The 19,230-nt window shown below is 64.4% G+C and carries 16 protein-coding genes and 2 pseudogenes; 1 reads left to right on the forward strand and 17 read right to left on the reverse strand.

Annotation, left to right across the window (positions count from 1 at the left end; translation table 11 throughout):
* Positions 1-99: 99 nt before the first annotated feature.
* Positions 100-471, forward strand: coding sequence for a YidH family protein (locus G6N54_RS18460; RefSeq protein ID WP_232073799.1), 372 nt, complete (start codon positions 100-102; stop codon positions 469-471).
* A gap of 12 nt (positions 472-483) precedes the next feature.
* On the opposite strand, the gene G6N54_RS31690 is transcribed toward G6N54_RS18460, so the two are convergent.
* The 17 genes and pseudogenes from G6N54_RS31690 to rplI all read right to left on the reverse strand — a co-directional run bounded on the left by G6N54_RS31690 (position 484) and on the right by rplI (position 19,216).
* Positions 484-624, reverse strand: a complete 141-nt coding sequence (locus G6N54_RS31690; RefSeq protein WP_408632587.1) for a hypothetical protein — start codon at positions 622-624, stop codon at positions 484-486.
* A 5-nt stretch (positions 625-629) separates the two neighbouring features.
* Positions 630-1,325, reverse strand: a pseudogene (locus G6N54_RS18470) (ATP-binding protein); the annotation flags it as partial.
* 11 nt (positions 1,326-1,336) lie between these two features.
* Positions 1,337-2,689: an arylsulfatase gene (locus G6N54_RS18475; RefSeq protein WP_163791342.1), complete on the reverse strand. Its 1,353-nt coding sequence runs from the start codon at positions 2,687-2,689 to the stop codon at positions 1,337-1,339.
* Positions 2,690-2,751: 62 nt separating this feature from the next.
* Positions 2,752-3,456, reverse strand: a complete 705-nt coding sequence (locus G6N54_RS18480) for a GntR family transcriptional regulator (RefSeq protein ID WP_232073800.1) — start codon at positions 3,454-3,456, stop codon at positions 2,752-2,754.
* Between the two features lie 234 nt (positions 3,457-3,690).
* On the reverse strand, positions 3,691-4,569 hold the full coding sequence (locus tag G6N54_RS18485; protein ID WP_163791344.1) for a formylglycine-generating enzyme family protein: 879 nt from the start codon (positions 4,567-4,569) through the stop codon (positions 3,691-3,693).
* 117 nt (positions 4,570-4,686) lie between these two features.
* On the reverse strand, positions 4,687-5,688 hold the full coding sequence (locus G6N54_RS18490; RefSeq protein ID WP_163791345.1) for a glycoside hydrolase family 6 protein: 1,002 nt from the start codon (positions 5,686-5,688) through the stop codon (positions 4,687-4,689).
* Between the two features lie 99 nt (positions 5,689-5,787).
* Positions 5,788-7,293 carry an amidase gene (locus tag G6N54_RS18495; RefSeq protein ID WP_163791346.1) on the reverse strand — a complete coding sequence of 502 codons (1,506 nt, stop codon included), beginning with the start codon at positions 7,291-7,293 and terminating at the stop codon, positions 5,788-5,790.
* Positions 7,294-7,396: 103 nt separating this feature from the next.
* Positions 7,397-8,476 carry a calcium/proton exchanger gene (gene cax / locus G6N54_RS18500; protein ID WP_163791347.1) on the reverse strand — a complete coding sequence of 360 codons (1,080 nt, stop codon included), beginning with the start codon at positions 8,474-8,476 and terminating at the stop codon, positions 7,397-7,399.
* Positions 8,477-8,704: 228 nt separating this feature from the next.
* A pseudogene (locus tag G6N54_RS29755) lies at positions 8,705-8,884 on the reverse strand (hypothetical protein); the annotation flags it as partial.
* A gap of 130 nt (positions 8,885-9,014) precedes the next feature.
* A complete protein-coding gene (locus G6N54_RS18510) occupies positions 9,015-9,884 on the reverse strand; it encodes a coiled-coil domain-containing protein (protein ID WP_163791348.1) in 870 nt (289 codons plus the stop codon).
* A gap of 293 nt (positions 9,885-10,177) precedes the next feature.
* Complete coding sequence (locus tag G6N54_RS18515; protein WP_163791349.1) at positions 10,178-10,975, reverse strand: coiled-coil domain-containing protein; 798 nt, start codon at positions 10,973-10,975, stop codon at positions 10,178-10,180.
* Positions 10,976-11,809: 834 nt separating this feature from the next.
* Positions 11,810-12,625, reverse strand: coding sequence for a sensor histidine kinase (locus tag G6N54_RS18520; RefSeq protein WP_163791350.1), 816 nt, complete (start codon positions 12,623-12,625; stop codon positions 11,810-11,812).
* 41 nt (positions 12,626-12,666) lie between these two features.
* A complete protein-coding gene (locus tag G6N54_RS18525; protein ID WP_232072884.1) occupies positions 12,667-13,605 on the reverse strand; it encodes a response regulator in 939 nt (312 codons plus the stop codon).
* A gap of 803 nt (positions 13,606-14,408) precedes the next feature.
* Positions 14,409-14,921, reverse strand: a complete 513-nt coding sequence (locus G6N54_RS18530) for a TetR-like C-terminal domain-containing protein (protein ID WP_232072885.1) — start codon at positions 14,919-14,921, stop codon at positions 14,409-14,411.
* A 52-nt stretch (positions 14,922-14,973) separates the two neighbouring features.
* The gene (locus G6N54_RS18535; RefSeq protein WP_308207228.1) at positions 14,974-15,582 is read right to left on the reverse strand and encodes a Mu transposase C-terminal domain-containing protein; all 609 of its coding nucleotides are present in this window, start codon (positions 15,580-15,582) and stop codon (positions 14,974-14,976) included.
* A gap of 11 nt (positions 15,583-15,593) precedes the next feature.
* Positions 15,594-18,221: a replicative DNA helicase gene (gene dnaB, locus G6N54_RS18540; RefSeq protein WP_163791352.1), complete on the reverse strand. Its 2,628-nt coding sequence runs from the start codon at positions 18,219-18,221 to the stop codon at positions 15,594-15,596.
* Between the two features lie 536 nt (positions 18,222-18,757).
* Entirely contained in the window at positions 18,758-19,216 is a 459-nt protein-coding gene (rplI, locus tag G6N54_RS18545; RefSeq protein ID WP_163791353.1) for a 50S ribosomal protein L9, read from the reverse strand.
* Between the last annotated feature and the right edge of the window lie 14 nt (positions 19,217-19,230).

The following is a 19,230-nucleotide window of genomic DNA, read 5'->3' on the forward strand; positions in this document are numbered from 1 at the left end:
CAAATGAAGCCTGAGTTACGCCACCCGCCGAGATCTGGTGTCGTCCGGCGGTGGGCGAAAGACTGGATGATTGTGGAGAACCCAAGCCCTACAAGCGCATTGGCCGACACCGACGATGCATCGGCGCCGGCCTTCGAACCGGACTATCGATTCACGCTGGCAAACGAGCGGACGTTCCTGGCATGGCAACGCACCGCGCTGGGCTTGCTTGCCGCCGCGGTCGGGGTAGTGCAATTCCTGCCGGAGCTGGCCCTCCCGGGGCTGCGGCACCTGCTGGGCGGGGTGATCGGTGCCGTGGCAATGCTGACCTCGGCTGCGGGACTGCACCGTTGGGCGCAAGTCGATCACGCGATTCGCGGTGACGAACCGCTTCCCCGGCCATCCACGCCGCTCTATCTGGCGGTTGCCCTGATATCGGTTGGCCTGGTCACGGTGGTCCTGGCGCTCGCGTCGACCGCCGGTACCCGATGACCGACCAGCGGCTCAGATATCCAGGAAGCGGACGTCTTTGGCGTTGCGGGTGATGAAGCTGCGGCGCGCGTCGACGTCTTCGCCCATCAGGATTGAGAACAGTTCGTCGGCGGCGGCGGCGTCGTCGAGGGTGACTTGGCGCAGCACCCGCACGGCTGGATCGGGGACTTGGTGCGGTTGATGTGGGTGATGTAGTCGACGAGGCCGCCCGGGTAGTGGAAGCTGCGCGTGTGCGCGGTACCGGTCTCGGTGGCGCTGAGACGTTGGTCGGTCAGCGTCAGCACCAAACCCTTGTTGAGAAAGGCCATTTCCTGCAGGCGGCGGGCCACGGTCTCTGCGCTGTAGAGCGTCGTTTCGAAGATCTGGGGGTCGGCCCAGAACCGCACCGTGGTCCCGGTTTGCGTCGTCGCCGCGCCGCGGGTCAAGGCACCCGGCACGGAGTGGTCGTAGTGCTGTGACCATCGGTGACCGTCACGGCAGATCTCAACCTCCAGTCGGGTGGAAAGCGCGTTGACGACGGACACCCCAACCCCGTGCAGACCGCCGGAAACGCTGCAGGAGTCCGAGTCGAACTTGCCACCGGCGTGCAGTTGCGTCATCACGACGTCGACGGTGGGGTCCGTCATCGGTGACCTCGACTCCGCCGTCGTCCAGCAACGTGACGTCGACGCGGTGGGCGTGGCCGGCCATCGCTTCGTCGACGCCGTTGTCGACCACTTCCCAGATCAGGTGGTGCAGCCCCGCTCCCCGGTGGAACCGATGTACATGCCGGGCCGCTTTCGGACCACGTCGAGGCCCTCCAGGATGGTGATCGATTCAGCACCATAGCTTTTCGCGACATGCTCACCGGCCATCCGTCGCCCGCCTAGGTGGTCCGGGCCGGGACGAAGTCCAGCGGCGCGCCGGCGGGGATCAGCTCCTCGGTCTGCACGCTCTCCTCGAAATTGCGGATCAGCCGGCGGGCATGCTGCATCACCCACCACCGGACGAAGGTCTGATTGACGGCCTCGCGTTCCTTGGGGTCTTCAAGCAGATTGATGATGCGCGCGAAACCGAGCGGGATCTCGGGATCGTGAAAGTGTTGCTGCCGCTTGAAGCTGATCTTGAACTGAGACCACTTCACCGCATGCAGTTCCTCGTTCAACCACACCATGCAGCCCTCCCGGCCGGATTCCTCTGCCCCGCCGAAGAACTCGCGCTGATCGATACCATCGATGATCCGATCATCGGGGATGTCGCAGCCGGCCCAGCGCAGCAGGGTGGGGAACATGTCGGTTACGTGCACCATCTCGTTGCTCTCTCGGACGGCTACGTTCTCCGGCCAGCGGATCAGGCACGGCGTTCGGATCCCGCCTTCGGCGGAGCTGAAGTACGAGCCGTCGAAGAATCCCGCGGTGCCACGACCCAGCAGGTGATCCTCCGGGCCGTTGTCCCCGGCGAAGACGACAATGGTGTTGTCCTCGATACCCAGTTCGGTCAACGTGTCCAGGATGCTGCCGAAGTCGTGATCGAGCATCAGCAGCGAGTCGCCCCATTCACCGTTGCTGCTCTTGCCCTTGAACTCCTCGCGCACCACCATCGGGAAGTGCATCAGCGAGTGGTTATGGTACCGGTAGAACGGCTTACCCGATTCGACACTTCGCTTCATAAAAGCCTTTGCCCGGCGGTCATATTCGGCGTCGACCTCGCCCTTGAGTTTGACGGTCAACTGCTGATCTGTGGTCCGAACGCCGTCCTGCTTGGTGCCGTCGTACATGTAGGAGTAGCCGTCGCGGTCGCCGTTGTACCACGGATCATCCGGCCACAGGCATTCGTCGTAGGTCCGGGCCGGGCCGTACCATTCGTCGAATCCGTGGTCGGTGGACCAGCGGCCGTCCTCGGCTCCGATGTGCCACTTGCCGTAGCAGGCTGTCGCGTAGCCGGCCTCGGACAGAATGTCACCCATGGTCCGCTCCCATGCCACGATGCCGCCGTCGTTGCCGCCCAACGCGATTGTGTGATTGCCCGAGCGGATCGGATAACGGCCCGTCATCAACGCCGAGCGGGTGGGCGTGCACTGTGGTTCGACGACGAAGTGCGACAGTTTGAGCGCTTCGCCGGCGAATGCGTCGATTCGGGCGGTGTCGGCGCCTCGTAGCATTCCGCCGCCGTAGCAGCCGAGCTCGCCGAGCCCCAGGTTGTCGACGTGGAAGTACACGATGTTGGGTTGTTTGGGCATGACTGTGCTACCTCTCTGTCGGTGCGGTGTAAATCGTTGTTGGAGAAAGGAACTAGCGCTTGCTACGGCGGCGGCGCCGCACCCTCCCGGGTGGCGGTGGTGACTAGCGAGCATCGGTCGCCGCGATAGCGCACGGTCTCCAGGTCGAACGGTGTGCCGTCTTGCAAGTGGGTCAGGCGATGCAAGAGCAGCAGCGGCGCGCCGCTGCGGATCTGCAGCAGCTTGGCGGTGTTGGCATCCGCCGAAACGGCCTCTACGGTGATCTCGGCCCACCCCGGACGCACGCCCAATTCCTGTTCGATAAGGGCGAATACGTCTTGCTTATCGAGGTTGGCGTCCACCGGGACCGCCCCAACTCGCAGTGACGTGGTGTCCAGCGACAGCGGCAGACCGCCCACGGAACGGAGCCGTTCGATGAATACGATCGGGGCATTTTCGGGCAGCTGCAGTTTGGCAGCCACGAACGGAGTGGCGGTGGATTCGCGCACCGAAAGCACTTCGTTGTCGACCGGTAGCCGGTGGCCGGCCAGCGATTCGGCGAGGCCCTCCAGCCGGTCGAGGTGCTGGCGCGGTTTCGCGCCGGTGACGAACGTGCCCGAACCTTGCACCCGGGTGATCAGGCCTTCCCCGCGTAGCAGTTCCAGTGCCTCGCGGATGGCGTTGCGGCTGACGCCAAGTTCGGCGGCCAGCTCCGACTCCGACGGCAACGCCGAGCGCGGGGCGGCCAAACCGCCGTAGGCGCCTTCGAGGATCTGGCTGCGCAACACGTCGCGGACCCACCGCGCCGCGTCGGCGCGGGTACCGGCGTACTCCCGGGTGACAGGACGTGGAAAGTCCTTGGGAGGAACGTTCGGGGACGGTGCCATGAACTCACTGTGCCACCAAATACCCGGGGTGGCGGTTAGCTGGATGTTACGCCACCTGGTGGTGTGTTAAGCCCTAGTCCAGGGCATATGGCGCGGCGTTAGCTACCTTGTTTCGCCACCGGAGCAACGCGTGGGTCAGTTGGCGATGCACCGGAATCCGATGTGCGTGGTCGCGCTGTCCTGCGACTGCGACGACCGCGCGGCCGGGCGGTACCGGTGGCAGTACTCGGGCGCGCACAGGTGCGAGCCGCCCTTGAGCACCTGCATGGCCGAGGGATCGCCGGTCGCCGGCACCGGGCAGCAGCTCGGTGCGGCGCGATCCGGATGGTGGCTGGCGCTGTAGCGGGTGGTGGTCCATTCCCAGACATTGCCGATCATGTCGACCAGTCCAAACCCGTTGGGCGCGAACGTTCCCACCGGCGAGGTGCCGACCCAGCCCCGGGCGCCGTCGTTGCGATAGGGGAATCGCCCCTGCCAGGTGTTGGCCATGATCTGGCCGCCGGGGGCGACATCGTCGCCCCAGGCGTAGGTCGACACGGCGCCGGCGCGCGCGGCGTACTCCCACTGCGCCTCGCTGGGCAAAGTCCTTCCCGCCCAGTCGGCGTAGGCGACCGCATCGGGGTAGGCCACCTGCACCACCGGATGATCCGGCCAATCCTCGCTCGAGGACCCCGGCCCGAAAGGGTGGCGCCAGCACGCTTCCGGCGTCCAGGTCCACCATTGCCGCCAGGCACGCAGATCGACCGGTCCCGAGGTCGGCGTGAACACCAGCGCACCGGCAGTCAGATCCTCGGGAGGCACCCCGGGAAACGCGGCCGGGTCCAATGCCTGTTCGGCGACGGTGACATAGCCCGTCGCCGTGACGAATTCGGCGAACTGCGCATTGGTCACCGGATGACGCTCGATCGAAAAGGGCTTTACCGTCACCTCGTGGACGGGCGACTCCTCCGGGTAGAAATCGTTGGATCCCATCGGAAAGGCGCCACCCGGGAGGTCTATCAACTCGGTCAGCATCACGACAGGTTATGCCGTCGACCACGTACTCGCCGCGGCAGCACCGCCGCTGTTAACATTTCTATGACTGAATACTCATTTGCAACAACGACTTTGGTTATCCCGTCGGGATCCCGTTTACATACCAGCCTTACTGGCCATATCGATCGCGTACTGGTTCACGAAGGTGCCCGCCGGCGGATCACCCTTGCCGCACGATCCGTCGGACTCACCGGGACGTTTGATCCACAGGTAGGCGTCGGCGTGCGCGCCCGCGGTCGACGCGGTGGGCGGGGTACCCAGTGCCCGGCCGCTGGGGTTGCACCAGTTGAGCTCGGCGTCGGGCGCCGGCCCGGCTCCGTTACGTGACGTGTCGATCACGTAGTGCGAACCGTTCGTGAGGCCCGAAATCGCTTCACCATAACCGATTTCGTCCTCGGTGGTGAAGAAGTTCGCGGTGTTGACGCTGAAACCCCGAGCGTGGCCGACGCCGGCCTGGTTGAGCCGGGCGGCCATGTCCTCGGCGCTGTGCCAGCGCAGGTGACCGGCGTCGACGTAGACGGCCGCGTTGGGATCCCGGGTCAGCGTGTCGACGGCATAACGGATCAAGTCGAAGCGTTCCTGACGGGAATCACCGGATAGGCAGTCGGCCATCGCGAGCGCATCGGGTTCGACCACGATGCCCACCCGCGAAGCGCCGATGCCGGCCGCGATGCCGTCGATCCAGCTCCGGTAGTCCGCGCCCGAGCCCAGGCCACCCGCGGCGAAGCTGCCGCAGTCGCGGTGCGGAATCCCATAGATCGACAGTACCGGGATGGCGCCGGCGGCATTCGCATCACCGACGTACTTTCCGACCGTGCTCGCCGAGCCGCCCGGGACGATCCAGTACGCCTGCGGGGTGTTGGCGACGGCGGTCAACTGGGGACTCGGCGGATCTGCGCTCTGCGCGGCGCGCATAGCCGCCGATGTCGGGTTGACGTAAAACGGCGCTCCGGCCAACGGGTTCCCGTCACTGGCCAGGCGCACCGCCGGGCCAGGACGGGGCGGCGGCGGGTCAGCCGCGATACCGATGCAGGCAACGACGGCGACAGCCAAGAGGGGACCAATCAACCGAGCAAGAGCCCGAACAGCTGAGGACATCACATCAGGCAAGTTAGTGCGTCTCGGTATCAAGCGCGAAACCCGGGTGGTCTAGCGCGACCGGCAGCTCGCCACCCGCGTGCACTCGCGCAGGTAGGCCTACCAGTCCCGAGTCTGGCGTTCGATCTCCGCGGCGGCACGGAACAGCAACGCCTCGTCGAATTCGCGGCTAGCGAATTGCAGCGCCACCGGCAGCCCCTGGGCGCCGCGGCCGCACGGCACCGAGATCGACGGCAGGTCGGCGTAGGTGAACGGGATGGTGTATCGCCGACCACGGACGAATTCATCGGAGCGCGTGTCGAGGCGCGGTGCCACGGTGGGCATCGTCGGCGTCAGGAGCAGGTCGACCTCGTCGAGGGCGGCCCGCATGGGTGCCGCATCGGAGAACCGGCGGGCGGTCGCCGCGTCGTAGTCCGCCCGGGTGAGCTTGCCCGCGGCCTCCATGTCGGCGCGCACGGTAGGCCCGAAGACGCTCTTGTCGGGGGCCGCGCCATAGACGTCGCGCATCGCCTGCGCGAACTCCCAACGCAGGATCGTGAACGCGGCCGTGAAGTCGAGCATCGTCGCGAGGTTCTCGATTTTCACGGTCGTGACGCGTGCGCCGAGACGCTCGAGTACCGGCAGGACCCGCCGCACCGCCGCCTCCACGTCCGGATCCAGCCCGGTCAGGCTGAAGTCTTCGATCAACCCGATCCGTAGGCCCGCGACGCCACGGTCGAGGTCGGCCAGATAGTCACTCTTCGGGGCGGGCCGCGAGTACGGATCGCGCGGGTCATGGCCCGCCATCGCGGCGAGCATGACCGCGGTGTCGTGAACCGTGCGTCCCAGCGGGCCAGCAACGTCGAACCGCGGGGCGCGAGGAAACGCGCCGTACAGGCTGACCAGGCCATGTGTCGGCCGGATGCCGACGACGCCGTTCCACGCGGCGGGGACTCGTAACGAGCCGCCGGTGTCGCTGCCGACGCCGGCCGCGACGATGCCCGCCGCAACCGCGGCGCCCGTTCCGCTCGACGACCCGCCTGCCGACCTGTCCGGCCGCAGCGGGTTGTGTATGTCGCCGTAGTAGACGTTCTTGCCGTCGATACCCGCGGCGAACTCGTTGAGGTTGGTCTTACCGATGCTGACCGCGCCCGCCTGGACCAATTTGGTAACCACGGCCGCGTCCTCGGCAGGCACGCGCTCGGCGAACACGCGCGAGCCGACGGAGGTGAGGACGCCCGCGGTGGAGTAGAGATCCTTGAACACGACCGGGATACCGTGCAACGGGCCACGATCGGCGCCGCGCGCCAGCTCGGCGTCGAGTCGCGCCGCGGTGTCCAGCGCCTGCTGTGTGGTGACGGTGATGAACGCATTGATTTGCGGCTGCAGCTTCGCCGCGGCGTCCAGCGCGGTGCGCGTCAGCTGCACCGACGTCACCCGGCCCGAGCGCAGCAGTGCACCGGCCTCCGCGATCGTCCGTGGCGTACGCGCTGGAGTGGTTGCGCGCGTGGTGGGCAGTGCTGTCACGAGTCCCGTCACCGCAACCGTCCCCGCCGCCGCCGCCAGGCCGGCTGTCAGCAGGCCTCTCCGAGTGATGCCCCCGTGCTCTGCCGTCACACTGTTCACGACCCGCACGCTGCCAACCGAATATTTCCCGGGCGTCACGCCGGTGTGACGGCCATCAGCGACCAGCCGCGTTGTCAAACGGTGGTGATGTGCTGGTCGGTGTTCAGCCCCACCAGAACGCCGCGGCGATGATCCCGTACAGCACGACGAGGGTGGCGCCTTCGAGCCACGTCGACTCGCCGTCGAATGAGATGAATGCGGTGAGCACGACCGCGAGCAGCAGGGCCACCACCAACATCGGGCTGAACACCAGTGTCAGCCCGGCCATGCCGGTCGCCTGCGAGATGAGCACCAGCAGCGGCGCCAGCACCAGCGAGATCTGAAGTGGCGAATTGAGGACGACCGAGAACGCGTACGCGGACTGCCCCTTGGCGGCGAGCTGGATGCCGACAAAATTCTCCACCGCGTTGCCGGCGATCGCCACCACGACCAGGCCAGCGAACACCTCGGAGATATTGAGCGAGTGCATGGCCGGTTGCAGCGCGTCGACGAACCACTCCGAGACGAATGCGGCGAGGATCCCGGCGGCGGCGAGCGCGCCGATCGCGAGCCAGACCGGCCAACGCGGGTGCTCGTGGGCGCCGGCGGATTGGACCTCGTCGGCGTCGCGGCGCAGCGAGGCCGGCAGCGACAGCGCGAACAGGGCGAGGAGCAGCACCGAAACGACGATCGACAGCGCATCCTCGTGATTGGACGCCGGAGTGTGGATCCAGAAGGCCACCGACGGGATCGACAGCGCGGTCACCGACAGCAGCATCAGCACCGTCACGGTGCGCGCCCGGTGCGAGCCGAGTTGCTGCGGGCCGTGACGAGCACCGCCGGCCACGAACGCGAGGCCCAGCACCAACAGGAGGTTGGCCAAGATGGATCCGACCAACGCGGCGCGGACCACGTCGACCAGGCCGTGCCGAAGGCTGAACAGGCAGATGAACAGCTCGGGCAGGTTGCCGAGCGCGGACTGGAGCACGCCGGTGGCGCCGGCTCCGAAGCGGTCGCCTAGCTGATCCACGCTGTGGCCGACGACCGCCGCGAGCACTCCCACGGCTGCGGCCGCGACAAGGAATGTGAGCACCGAGCTCCAGCCGCCGAAGTGCGCGAGCCCGGCGCACACCGTTAACGCCACCGAGAGGAGCAACAGGATGCGGTCGGAGCGGACCAATACGGGCGTGGCGGCCTCCGGCATGGGTCAACCTTAGGCGAGCCGACGCGAAGGGTGCGATGTAAATCGGCGGCCCGGGCGCGCGGCTCGTAAAGCCTTTCGGCCATTGCCGTCGCCGCCGCCTGGATGTGGATTCGATATGGCCCCCGCAGTCGATTTCGCTGCCGTTCACCGCGTGACCGCGCTGGTCTCGTGACGTCTTGGCCTGATCCATGGTTCGATCGCGACCAAGGTGGGCTGACGGTTGGATTCCTATTCGTTGTCCGGCATAAGCACCGCGGGCAGGATCAGGATGTCAATTGCCTGCCGAACGAGATTGACGTCGACGGTTTGGCAACGCGCAGCAGCGACAAGCACGTCAGCGACCAGTGACCAGTCGCGGTCGGCGGATATTTCGCCGCGCTCGGCGGCCTTGGTCAGGATCGCAGACACCGCGAGTGTCGGAGTTTGAGGCGATCAGGTCTGTGATCAGCAAACTCGGCATCTTAGGTCTTCGCGCGACCCGACTAGCTCGGGGATGACCGGGCTTGTCCGCGGGATTTCCGTCCGCAGGCGAACGGCGTTATGCGTTGTCGCTCACATCCTGCGTCTTGACGACGCTGATCCGGTCGCGGCGGATAGCGGTCTCAATGCGACCTTGGATGTCGCTGAGGGCCGCCACGATTTCTCCTCGGACGTGAAGCAGCTCCTTGACTTGAGTCTCTGTACGTTCGGTAATCAATCGCGAGTCGCGTTCGGCAGCAGCGATCAAGCCAGCGGCCCTCAGCCGAGCCTCCTTTTCAATCTGTGCGATCTGCGTCTCGGCCTGCTCCCAAGCCGATTTGATCTGCTGGTCTAGCCGTTGTTGTGTCTCGCGGCGGCGGCGCTCGTCCTCCTCGGTCAAGCGCAGCTGTGCGTCGCGGCGACGACGCTCGGCTTCCTCGGCTTCCTCGGTCATGCGCAGGCACTCGTGACGAGCGGCCTGCAAGAGTTGCTCGGCTTCGTGTTTGGCTTCCGCCAGAATCTGATCACGGCGGGCGGCGGTGGAGGCCTGCAGCTCGGTTAGCGCCGCGCTCGCGGCCTCGCGGTCCTGTCGGGCCGCCTCCAGCTCGTCGCGCAGCTCTTCGGTGAGTATCTCGGCCTCTTCACGGGCCATCGCCTTGGTGCGCCGCGCCTCGTCGGAAGCCACCCGCATCATCCGAGCAATACGATCCGACATTCCCTCCACGGAATCGATCGGTCCGGATAGCCGGGTAATGTCGCCGCGCAGCTGAACGTTCTCGGCGCTGAGTCGCTCGCGATCGGCCTTGGCCTCAGAAAGTTCGCGGTCGAGCTGCTGGATCCGGTCCTCGCGCGAATCAACTTCGGTGTGAATCCGCTGGAGGTACTCAGTCACTTGATCCCGGTCGAGACCTCGTAGCTGAGTGTGAAATGTGGGGATGGCTTTTGTCACTACTATCTGCTGATTATCGGCACTTGCTTGAGCGACCAGCGAAATGTTCTTTCGCGAGGTCCGTAGCTGGCCCGGGTCGCCGGCGGGACGCGGGTAATGGAGGCGCAGGGCTGAACGTCTCGGGCTTGGCCGGGCCCGCGGCCACTGCCATGGTCTGCGAGTGACGCGCCCGCCGTAACGGGAGTGCACACACATCTTCTTTTCTGTGGAGCGACGCCCGGCGACGTTCTGCTTTGCGTCGACTTCCTGCCGTTAACGATCGATTGAAGCTGCTCGCTGTCGGCACCTTCGACTTATCCAATGCTGCGAAGCGCCTCATGCGTGAGATCCCTATCGGGGGCCGCGTGCGCGCCGTGAACGGGCAGCGAATCGGAAGGATCCGAACCCAGGCGAACGCCTTCGAGGTGATCGATGCGGACCACGGAGCCGTCCAACTGCTGGAATTTTTCGTAGAAATCCCGTAACTGGGTCGCGATATTCGCACGCACCTGCACCAGCTCGTCCAGTTTTGCCTGTGCCAGTACCCGTTGGGCCTCAACGTCCCGATGGACGCGCGCCAACATCTCCTCGGCGGTGTCTTTGGCATCCCTGACAATGTCGGCGGCCTTGGTGGCGGCATCTTCGCGAAGCCGGGCTACATGGGCCCGAATCTGCTGAGCTTGGGCTTCTAGGTCGGCCCGCAGCGTACTCGCCGACTCATACTCGAGCTGGGCCTCGCCGACAATTCTGGCGGCACGGTCCTCCGCTTCAACCCGAATGGCGTCCGCATATCGCTGGGCTTCAGCCCGAATCTCGTCAGCCTCAGCGTTGGCGGTGTTGAGGATTCTGGAAAGTTGACTACTCAAGCCGGCGACGTCGGTCGGGATTTCCCGTGCCAGCTCGCTGAAACGCGTCGAGGTTGACTCTAAGTCGGCACGCGATCTGCTCAGCTGCTCGCTTAGCGCAACGATGCGCGATTCACTTCGCCGGGCAAGGGCACGCAAATCAGCGAATTCCTCGTCGCGCGTTTCTACGTGGCAAGTCAACCGCTCCACTTCAAAATTCAGAAGCTTACGAGAGGCTCCGTAGGGATCTGCTTCGCTTACCGACACATCCCGGATAATAGGGAGTCCAAAGTCGTTCTACAGCCTAACCTTTCAGATATATCCACCCGGCGGGTTTGGGCAGCCATGTGGCGGGTGTGAACTGCAACCGTGCGGCTATTGGCCACCGACATTTGGCGGATTTGCACCGGAGCGAGATACCGGCAAGATTGGCCTGTGCACGCGCGTGTAAAAATTGGTATAGGCAAACGCAGAGCCCGACGGCGGCCGAGCACAAAGCGCTCCCTTTTGAACTCCTTTGGGCGATCGACATTCTCGACTGCAACATGGCGGGTCGTCGGGCCCTCGACTTTTGGCCTGCTGATGGCAACGCGCAAACGTGAGATCCCAGCCCACTCTCGTTCGGGCGAACGCATCGTGGAGTCGGCTCCTTGCCAACGAAACCGCCGAACCGCGGCGATTAACGCACCGGCGAGCTGCGCTGCCAAGACCTCCGCCCGCATCATCGAGGCCGCTTAGCTACGAAGATGATGGGCTTTCGTGATGCAGAGCGCTTCATCCATTTGTGGTGCCTCTTCGAGCGCGGATTCGCCGAGGGCATGGAGGCCGCAATCAGACAGGCTGAAGAATCCGTCCGCTGTGAGGACACAAACGATCAGCAGCGTGACGTCTTGCTCAGGCTGTGCGACTCCCTTCGAAAAGCCCGGCGTACGAGGATATTCGGTGATTCATGAACATGACAGCGTTGGTATCGAGTGGGCGGGCTGCATGATGCCGCGGCTGCGGCGTCCCGGCGTGCACCTGAGAACCTGTGGCAAGGCGCGGCAGATGGGGCTTTGGCCGCCGCTGTCTTCAGATTTGAACCTCGGTAGTGGTGTGTGGTCAAACGTGAGTGGGCAGTGTTACCGCTAGTTCGAACCCGCCGTCGCTGAGATGGCCTGCTCGGAGAGTGCCTCCGAGCTGTGCGGCGCGTTCACGCAAACCGAGCAGTCCGTAGTGGGCACCGGGCAACGGCTCGGGCGAGCGGTCGGGTTTGCTGTTGATCAACCTCAAGCTCACCCGGCGCGGGTCGATCTGCAGTTCCACCGTTGCGGTGGCGCCCGGAGCATGCTTGGTGATGTTGGTCAAACCCTCTTGCACGGCGCGATGTATCGCGTGCTGCACTGCCGTCGATGGGATGGTGTCGGTGTCGAGTCTGGGCCTGATGACCGCCGGCACGCCAGAACTGGCGACTAGCGTGTGAATGTCGTGGAGCCCCGTTTGCGGTGGCTGCTCGGTGGGATCACCGGCAGCCGTGCGCAGTACTCCGACCATTTGGCGCAGCTCGTCGAGTGTCTGCACACTGAGCGCGCGGATCGTGCGGGCTGTCTGTGCGGTGGCGTCATCGTCTGCAGTGACCGGCAGGGCGCCGGACTGCACGGCGATGAGGCTGACTTGGTGTGACACCACGTCGTGCATCTCCCGAGCGAATTCGGCACGTTCGCGCGCAAGGGCACGCTCGATGAGCAACTGTTCCTCGTGACGGCGCACCCGTTCCATCTCTTCCAGTTGGCGCGACAGGTCGGTCCGAGCCCGAATCAACAGACCAAGCAGAATCGGCGCGATTGCGAAGACGACGGCGTAGTGAGCAGCCCATGCGGTGGTGAGAACCGAATACGGCTTCGCCAACGGAGCGGTGTAGCACACGAATGCGGTCACTGCGCAGACACCCAGTGCACGGGGCGCCGGCCGCCGTTGCGCTATGGCGAACAGTGCCACCTGCGAAGCGCAGCATGCCGGTGGTGACCGCAGCCGCCGGAATGGTCAACGCAAACGCTAAGTAGGGAAAGCGCTTGCGGCAAAGCAATCCGAGGACAGCCAAACCCACAACTAAAAAGCTGGGAAGAACCGCCAACGGCAAATGAGGAAAATAGGTGTGAGCGTATAGCGTCGATACCATGCCGTCCGTAGCGGTGAGCGCAATCAGCGCGCCTTTGATGGCGCGCTGACGGATGCATGATGAGGCAGGGCGGGTCACGGGGGCCGGGATCCAGGATTCCGGCGCGCTGCGCGATGAGGGCGGCTTCCAGTCGTCTACTTACGGAAAATTTTGTCAGGATCGAGCTGACGTGGTCTTTCACCGTCCCGACGCTGGAGAACAATGTCGCGGCGATCTCGCTGTTGGCCTGGCCGCGCGCAAGGAGATGCAATACGTCGATCTCGCGATCGGTAAGGTTAGCGACTTTTCGCACAGCCGACCGATCTACTGGGTCGTGGAGGTATCCCGCGATGACCTTAGGAGTGACCTTCTCTGAGAGCACCAGACCGCCCGCTGCCAGCGTGCGCACCATTGCCGGAAGCTGCACCGGATCGGTGTCTTTCAAGAGGAATCCTGTCGCACCCAGACGCAATGCCGAGGCGATGTACTCGTCGGTATCGAACGTGGTCAGCATCGCCACAACCGGAGACCCACCGGCGGCCATCAGCTCAGCCAACACCGCCAAGCCGTCCTTTTCGGGCATTCGGATATCGAGCAGTACCACGTCCGGTCGATGGTCAGTGATCACTTCCACCGCGTGGACACCGTCGGAAGTTGCGACCACATCAATGTCCTGCGCGGCCCAAAGGATCAACGCAAAGCCCGATCGAATCAAGGCTTCGTCGTCAACAATGACCACACTCGGCACGGTGACGATCACCCCCTGACCCAAGTAGCATTTTTATGGGAATTTACTCTTAACAGGGACGGCTGGCGGTTAGTTGTCCCCGATATCCGGCCAGCCGGATGGTGAATTTGGCCACTCGTCGGAACCGTGCCATGACATCCGTGTGAAAGTTGCAAACACTATGCGACGCACCCGGATACGTTGCTTTGGCCCATTTGACCGAGCGTCCTGGCTGTCCCGCGAGCAGGGTCGGGCCGCCTCGGCAAGTACGCCAACTCGCCCAGCGGCACCGGCGGAGCACATCTCGGCGATTGCGTGGCGCACAATATCGACGATGCGCCGAAGCGGGCAAGATGAATCCGCGCTGAACGACTCTCTCACTCGTACGCGGTGCGGTCACCAGCCTTCCTGTTCGTGAATAGCGAGCGAGCATTTAATAAGGCGACAAGTCGGGTTCTGTCATAGCCGGCGGTCATTTCTGCGACCCCCGCCAAGGCAGCGCGCTGTGATTGCGAATCAGCAAACTGATCGCTGAGGATCGCGCGGGCCCGCAACGACTTGTCGGAATTGGGATAGCGAGAGCACACTCCAAGGCACATAGACACTTTTCGGTGGGGTCAGACCGCGAGATGCTCTGCGATTGAATCCATTTCACGCTGCCCACCGTGCGTACGCCCAGCCCTCGGCGGCAACCTCGGTAGTGCCGCGCCGACAGCCCTCCGCGACGAGGTTATCGGTCGGGAGTTGTGGTCGGGGCACAGAATGTCAACCGCATACGAGACCGTGCCATTGGCGGCGAATTCCGTGTTATGGGTCACTTCCCGATTCATCACTCATCACCTGGACTTGGCTTTCCTCTTGACTGTGCCCTCGTTAACTGGCATACGAACCGCGGGCAGGATCAGGGTGTCGATGACCTGTCGGACGAGATTGGCGTCGACGGTTTGGCCGCGGGCAACTTGCAGCAGGGCCATCGCGACAAGCACGTCGGCGACCAGTGACCAGTCACGGTCGGCGGATATTTCGCCGCGCTCGGCGGCCTTAGTCAGCGCCGCAGACATCGTGCGTTTGCCCTTGCCGAGCCCGGGAAACGCATCGATTGCCACCGCCCCTTTGGGTTTGTCTCCGTCTTGGGCATTGCTGTCGACGATGTCCCACAAGTCCTCATGCAACGCTGCCAGCTGGGGCGTCTTGATCGGGCCGAGGTTGGCGTGCCATTCGCGGCGCTGGCGGTTGTAGTCGTCGAACGCCGCGCCAGGTAGCGCTTCCAGCTGCGGTCGGTTCAACGGTTCCGGTGGGATACGGGGCGCGGTATTGACGAACCGCTGCCAACCCTCCTTTCGGGCCAAGGTGAGATTGTCCAGACGCATCCGGGGTCTTGTCCCTCTGCATGCGTGGCCATCACGCATCGTCCAGGGCATCGGCATAGAAGTCGGCCGTCCCATAGTCGTCGAGCTCCACTTCGGCATCGTCGTCGCCTGTTTCCGGATCGGGTTCGTCGTACGTGCCCGCCTGCTCCGATGGAGGGTCGGCGGTGGCCAGCACGCCAGCAACCGAGGGCAACGTGACGATCTCGCCTTCGGCGTCGGTCTCGCCGTTCAGCACCGTCTCGCGTGAGAGCCGCAGCGCCATGCGACGCTCAGCCGGCGTATTACCCAGTCCGAGATTCCACCGTTGCAACAGATCCGCGACGGCGAGCTTGTCATCAGGGTAGGTGTACTTCGTCGCGGCAAGCTTGCGGGCGAACCGGAGCGCGTCCTCGCTCAGCGGCATCTCCATCGATGGAGCGTGTTCCCACATCAGCGTGTGCCACTTTCGAGTTTCCGGGTCACGGAAATAGGCGCGGGTGATGTCGTCGGGATCATAGTGAATTGGCCAGCGGCCCTTTGCCTTCCCTGCGTATGGGCTGGTCGCGTTGTGATACGGCTGCAGGGCTGCACCATTGTAGCGGCGTCCACCCAAGTCGATAGTCGCCCGTGAGATTTTGAACCGCGGCGCGAGACCGTGCACCGGACTCCCCGCTACCGCGCCATGTTGGCGAAGCGCGACAGGTGCAGCTGGTGGGCGACGGTGACCGTTTTGGTCGGGCCGTTCCGGTGCTTGGCCAGAATGAAATCGGCCTCTCCCCCACGCGGATCATCACGCTCGAAGGCATCCGGCCGGTTCAGCAGGATGACCATGTCGGCGTCCTGCTCCAGCGATCCCGACTCACGAAGGTCCGACAGCATCGGCTTCTTGTCGGTGCGCTGCTCGGGACCACGGTTCAGCTGGCTGATCGCCACCACCGGGACCTCGAGCTCCTTGGCCAGAAGCTTGAGATGCCTTGAGAATTCGGACACCTCGAGCTGCCGCGACTCGACCTTCTTGCCCGACGACATCAGCTGCAGATAGTCGACCACGACCAGGCGCAGGTCGGCCTTCTGCTTGAGCCGACGCGCCTTGGCGCGGATCTCCATCATCGTCAGGTTCGGCGAGTCGTCGATATATAGTGGCGCCTCGCTGATTTCGCTCATTCGGCGCGCCAGCCGCGTCCAGTCGTCGTCGTTCATCCGGCCCGAACGCATATCGGCGAGTTTGATTTTCGCTTCCGCCGACAGCAGCCGCATCACGATCTCGGACTTGCTCATTTCCAGCGAGAAGATGACGCTGGCCATCCGGTGCTTGATGGAGCACGACCGCAGGAAGTCCAAGCCAAGTGTCGAGTTGTGGGTGGGAACCATGGCCTTGCTCGCCAGATACATGTGGCTGTCGTTATCCACTTCGACACACCGCACGGGAACGGTCTCGATCGGGCGCACGTCCATAACAAAGCGTGACCCCGAGCGCTGCGTGTTCACAGCTGCCCGACGTTCCTTGTGCGCTATGGCCTTTCGCTGTAATGCGAACACCGTGTCGTCCGTGGAGAAGGTGATTGTGTAGGCGATGCTGGATGACTCGCTACGGCCGAGGACGCGCTTGGTCGTAGTCCGGCAGCGATAGCCCAGGCCGACGATCAGCTCGGCGACATCGGATGCCAGCCGCTGGTTGGTAACGGAGAATTGGACGGCACCGCCCGCTGTCACGGTTCCGTCAGTGTCGAGCAAGCCGGCGAGCAGGTCGCGCCGCTGTGCCTCGGCCGCCCGTAGGTATTCCGTCGGGATGTGTTTATTACCAAGCACTCCCAGGGTTCGCAGTCGCGCCTGTAGTGTGCCCACGGCGTTGTGGCAGTTCTGGCACAGCCGCAGCCCGCACGACGGACCCGCACAGCGAACGCAGGTTGGGCTCGGCACCGGAGCAGAGATAAAGCGTGCGCGACCACCGCAGGAGCGCCCGCATGTCCGCACCTGACTGGTGTGCGGGATGAACGACTTGCCGCAGACCACGCACGCGCGAGGAGCCGGCTCGGCATCGGCCGGTAGGCGCAGTTGGTAGCGGTACCGAGCGGCTTCGGACGCAACCGCAACGTACCCGTCCGCTTCGATCCGCATGATGAGCTCAGGATCGGCCGTCGTGATTTGGGCTGCGGCGCTGGCGCCATCACCCAGCCAGCCACCCAAAGTGTATGGCTGCACCAAGAACTCACGAGCCGGCAGGTCGAGTGCGCGCGCGTTGACCACGCTGTGGTTGAGCCGCCGGTCTTTGGTGTCGCAGCGCAACGTTCCGGCGATCTCGGCCGTCGTACGCACAGCCGCAAAGGTGCGCTGATTCTTGGTGCGGTTGTAGCCGATCGCCGCGGCTTGTGCCGATTTCCGGGATGCGCGCGTTTCGGTCAGCCACTGATGCTCCGCATCGGCGACGATCACCGTCCCGTCGGAGAACTCGACCTCATAGCAAGGCCGCCCCAACATGACCTCGGTGGCAGCCACGACGCGCGTCGGCCGACCGTCGTCGCCCAGCAACTCGTCGCCGATTTCGATGTCACCCATTGTCGTCCAGCCCGTCGGCGTGGGCAGCGGCGTGTCCAAGGACAGCGCCTTCCCGACTCCAGGTCTCGCCGCCACGATAATCATCTGGCCGGCGTGCAGACCGTTGGTCACCTCGTCGAGTTCGGTGAAACCTGTCGGCACACCGCGCGCCACCCCGCCGTTGGAGGCAATGGCGTCGATCTCGTCCATCGTCGGCTGCAGCAGATCCTCGAGCGGAACGAAATCCTCCGAGGTTCGCCGCTCGGCAACCTCGTAGATCTCCGCTTGCGCCCGGTCGACCACCTCGGCGACATCGGCACCCTCGGCGCCGGCATAGCCGTACTGCACGACCCGCGTTCCGGCCTCCACAAGCCGGCGCAGCAGCGCCTTCTCGGCCACGATGTCCGCGTAGTAGCCCGCGTTGGCCGCGGTCGGCACCGTGGAAATCAGCGTGTGCAGATAAGGCGCACCGCCCACCCGGCGCAGCAGGTTGCGGCGGTCGAGCTCGGCGGCCACGGTCACGGCGTCGGCGGGCTCCCCGCGCCCGTAGAGGTCCAGGATCGCGTCGTAGACATTCTGGTGTGCCGGGCGGTAGAAGTCACCGGGCCGCACCCGCTCCAGCACGTCGGCGATGGCGTCCTTGCTCAGCAGCATCCCGCCCAGCACCGACTGCTCGGCGGCCAGGTCCTGCGGTGGCTGACGGCTGAACTCCTCGCTGGGTGGCGGCGCGTCCATGCCCGGCGCCCGGTCATCTACGACAGCCACAGACTCACACCTCCCTTACGAAAACATGATACGAACATACATTCGATAGCCGACACTCAGCGACGTCGATCAAGGCACTCCCACTCCGGACCCAGGCACCCGTAAAGCCTTGCGCCGGGAAGACCGTAAACGTTGCTGGCCCACGGTTAAAAGGGCCGCTGTTCATAAGGTTGTGCATCGGGTGTGCATATCCATCGACACCTGTGTTGAGTGGGTTGTGGAGAACCTGTGGAACAAAACGCGTCGCTGCTACGTCCCTGCTGCTAAGGGCAGTACAACACCGGTTAGTTGGTGTGGAGAATAATCTTTTGGGCGTGTCGTCGCAGGTTACCGTGCCGGGCGTGTTGGCTTTCGGCCATGTTTTCGGTTAGTTACGGGGTGGTTAAGGGCTGCGCGCAGCGACGTCATCCCACATAGTTCGCCAGGTTTGCGGCGCCGCCCATCCACAGGGCAACCCTTTGGCGCGCTGCGGACACAACAAAATCCGGCGGCCGCCGATTAACGGCAGCCGCCGGATCTGAACAATCGGTGCTGAGCTAGCTATCCGCGACGACGTTGAGCGCAACGTCGACATTGATCTCGGGGTGCAGGTGCACCGCGACCGAATGAGTGCCGACCGACTTGATATGCGACTTGGGCAACCGAATTATGCGCTTGTCGAGATTCGGGCCGCCGGCCTTCTTTATTGCTGCGGCGACGTCCCCGGCGGTCACCGAGCCGAACAGCTTGCCGGAATCGGCGGCGGTATTCACCGGCAGCGAGACCGGACCGAGCGCCTCGATCGCCGTCTTGATCTCGTTGGCGTGCCCCAGGTCGCGCACGGCCTTGGTCTCGCGGGCCCGACGGATCTCGTCGGCCTGCTTCTGTGCGCCACGCGAGGCGACGATCGCCAGGCCGCGCGGCAACAGGAAGTTACGGCCGTACCCGTCCTTGACCTCGACAGTCTCGCCGACGGTACCGAGATGGTCGACGTCGGCCGTCAGAATCAGCTTCATCGTTTTAGTACTTT

Source organism: Mycobacterium stomatepiae (assembly GCF_010731715.1).
GTDB lineage: Bacteria > Actinomycetota > Actinomycetes > Mycobacteriales > Mycobacteriaceae > Mycobacterium > Mycobacterium stomatepiae.

What these genes read in the sequence shown, in the direction of transcription:
- cax (WP_163791347.1), bottom strand. Translation starts at nt 8,476, where the DNA reads ATGCCGGAGGCCGCCACGCCCGTATTGGTCCGCTCCGACCGCATCCTG.
- G6N54_RS18475 (WP_163791342.1), bottom strand. Translation starts at nt 2,689, where the DNA reads ATGCCCAAACAACCCAACATCGTGTACTTCCACGTCGACAACCTGGGG.
- rplI (WP_163791353.1), bottom strand. Translation starts at nt 19,216, where the DNA reads ATGAAGCTGATTCTGACGGCCGACGTCGACCATCTCGGTACCGTCGGC.
- G6N54_RS18485 (WP_163791344.1), bottom strand. Translation starts at nt 4,569, where the DNA reads ATGCTGACCGAGTTGATAGACCTCCCGGGTGGCGCCTTTCCGATGGGA.
- G6N54_RS18490 (WP_163791345.1), bottom strand. Translation starts at nt 5,688, where the DNA reads ATGTCCTCAGCTGTTCGGGCTCTTGCTCGGTTGATTGGTCCCCTCTTG.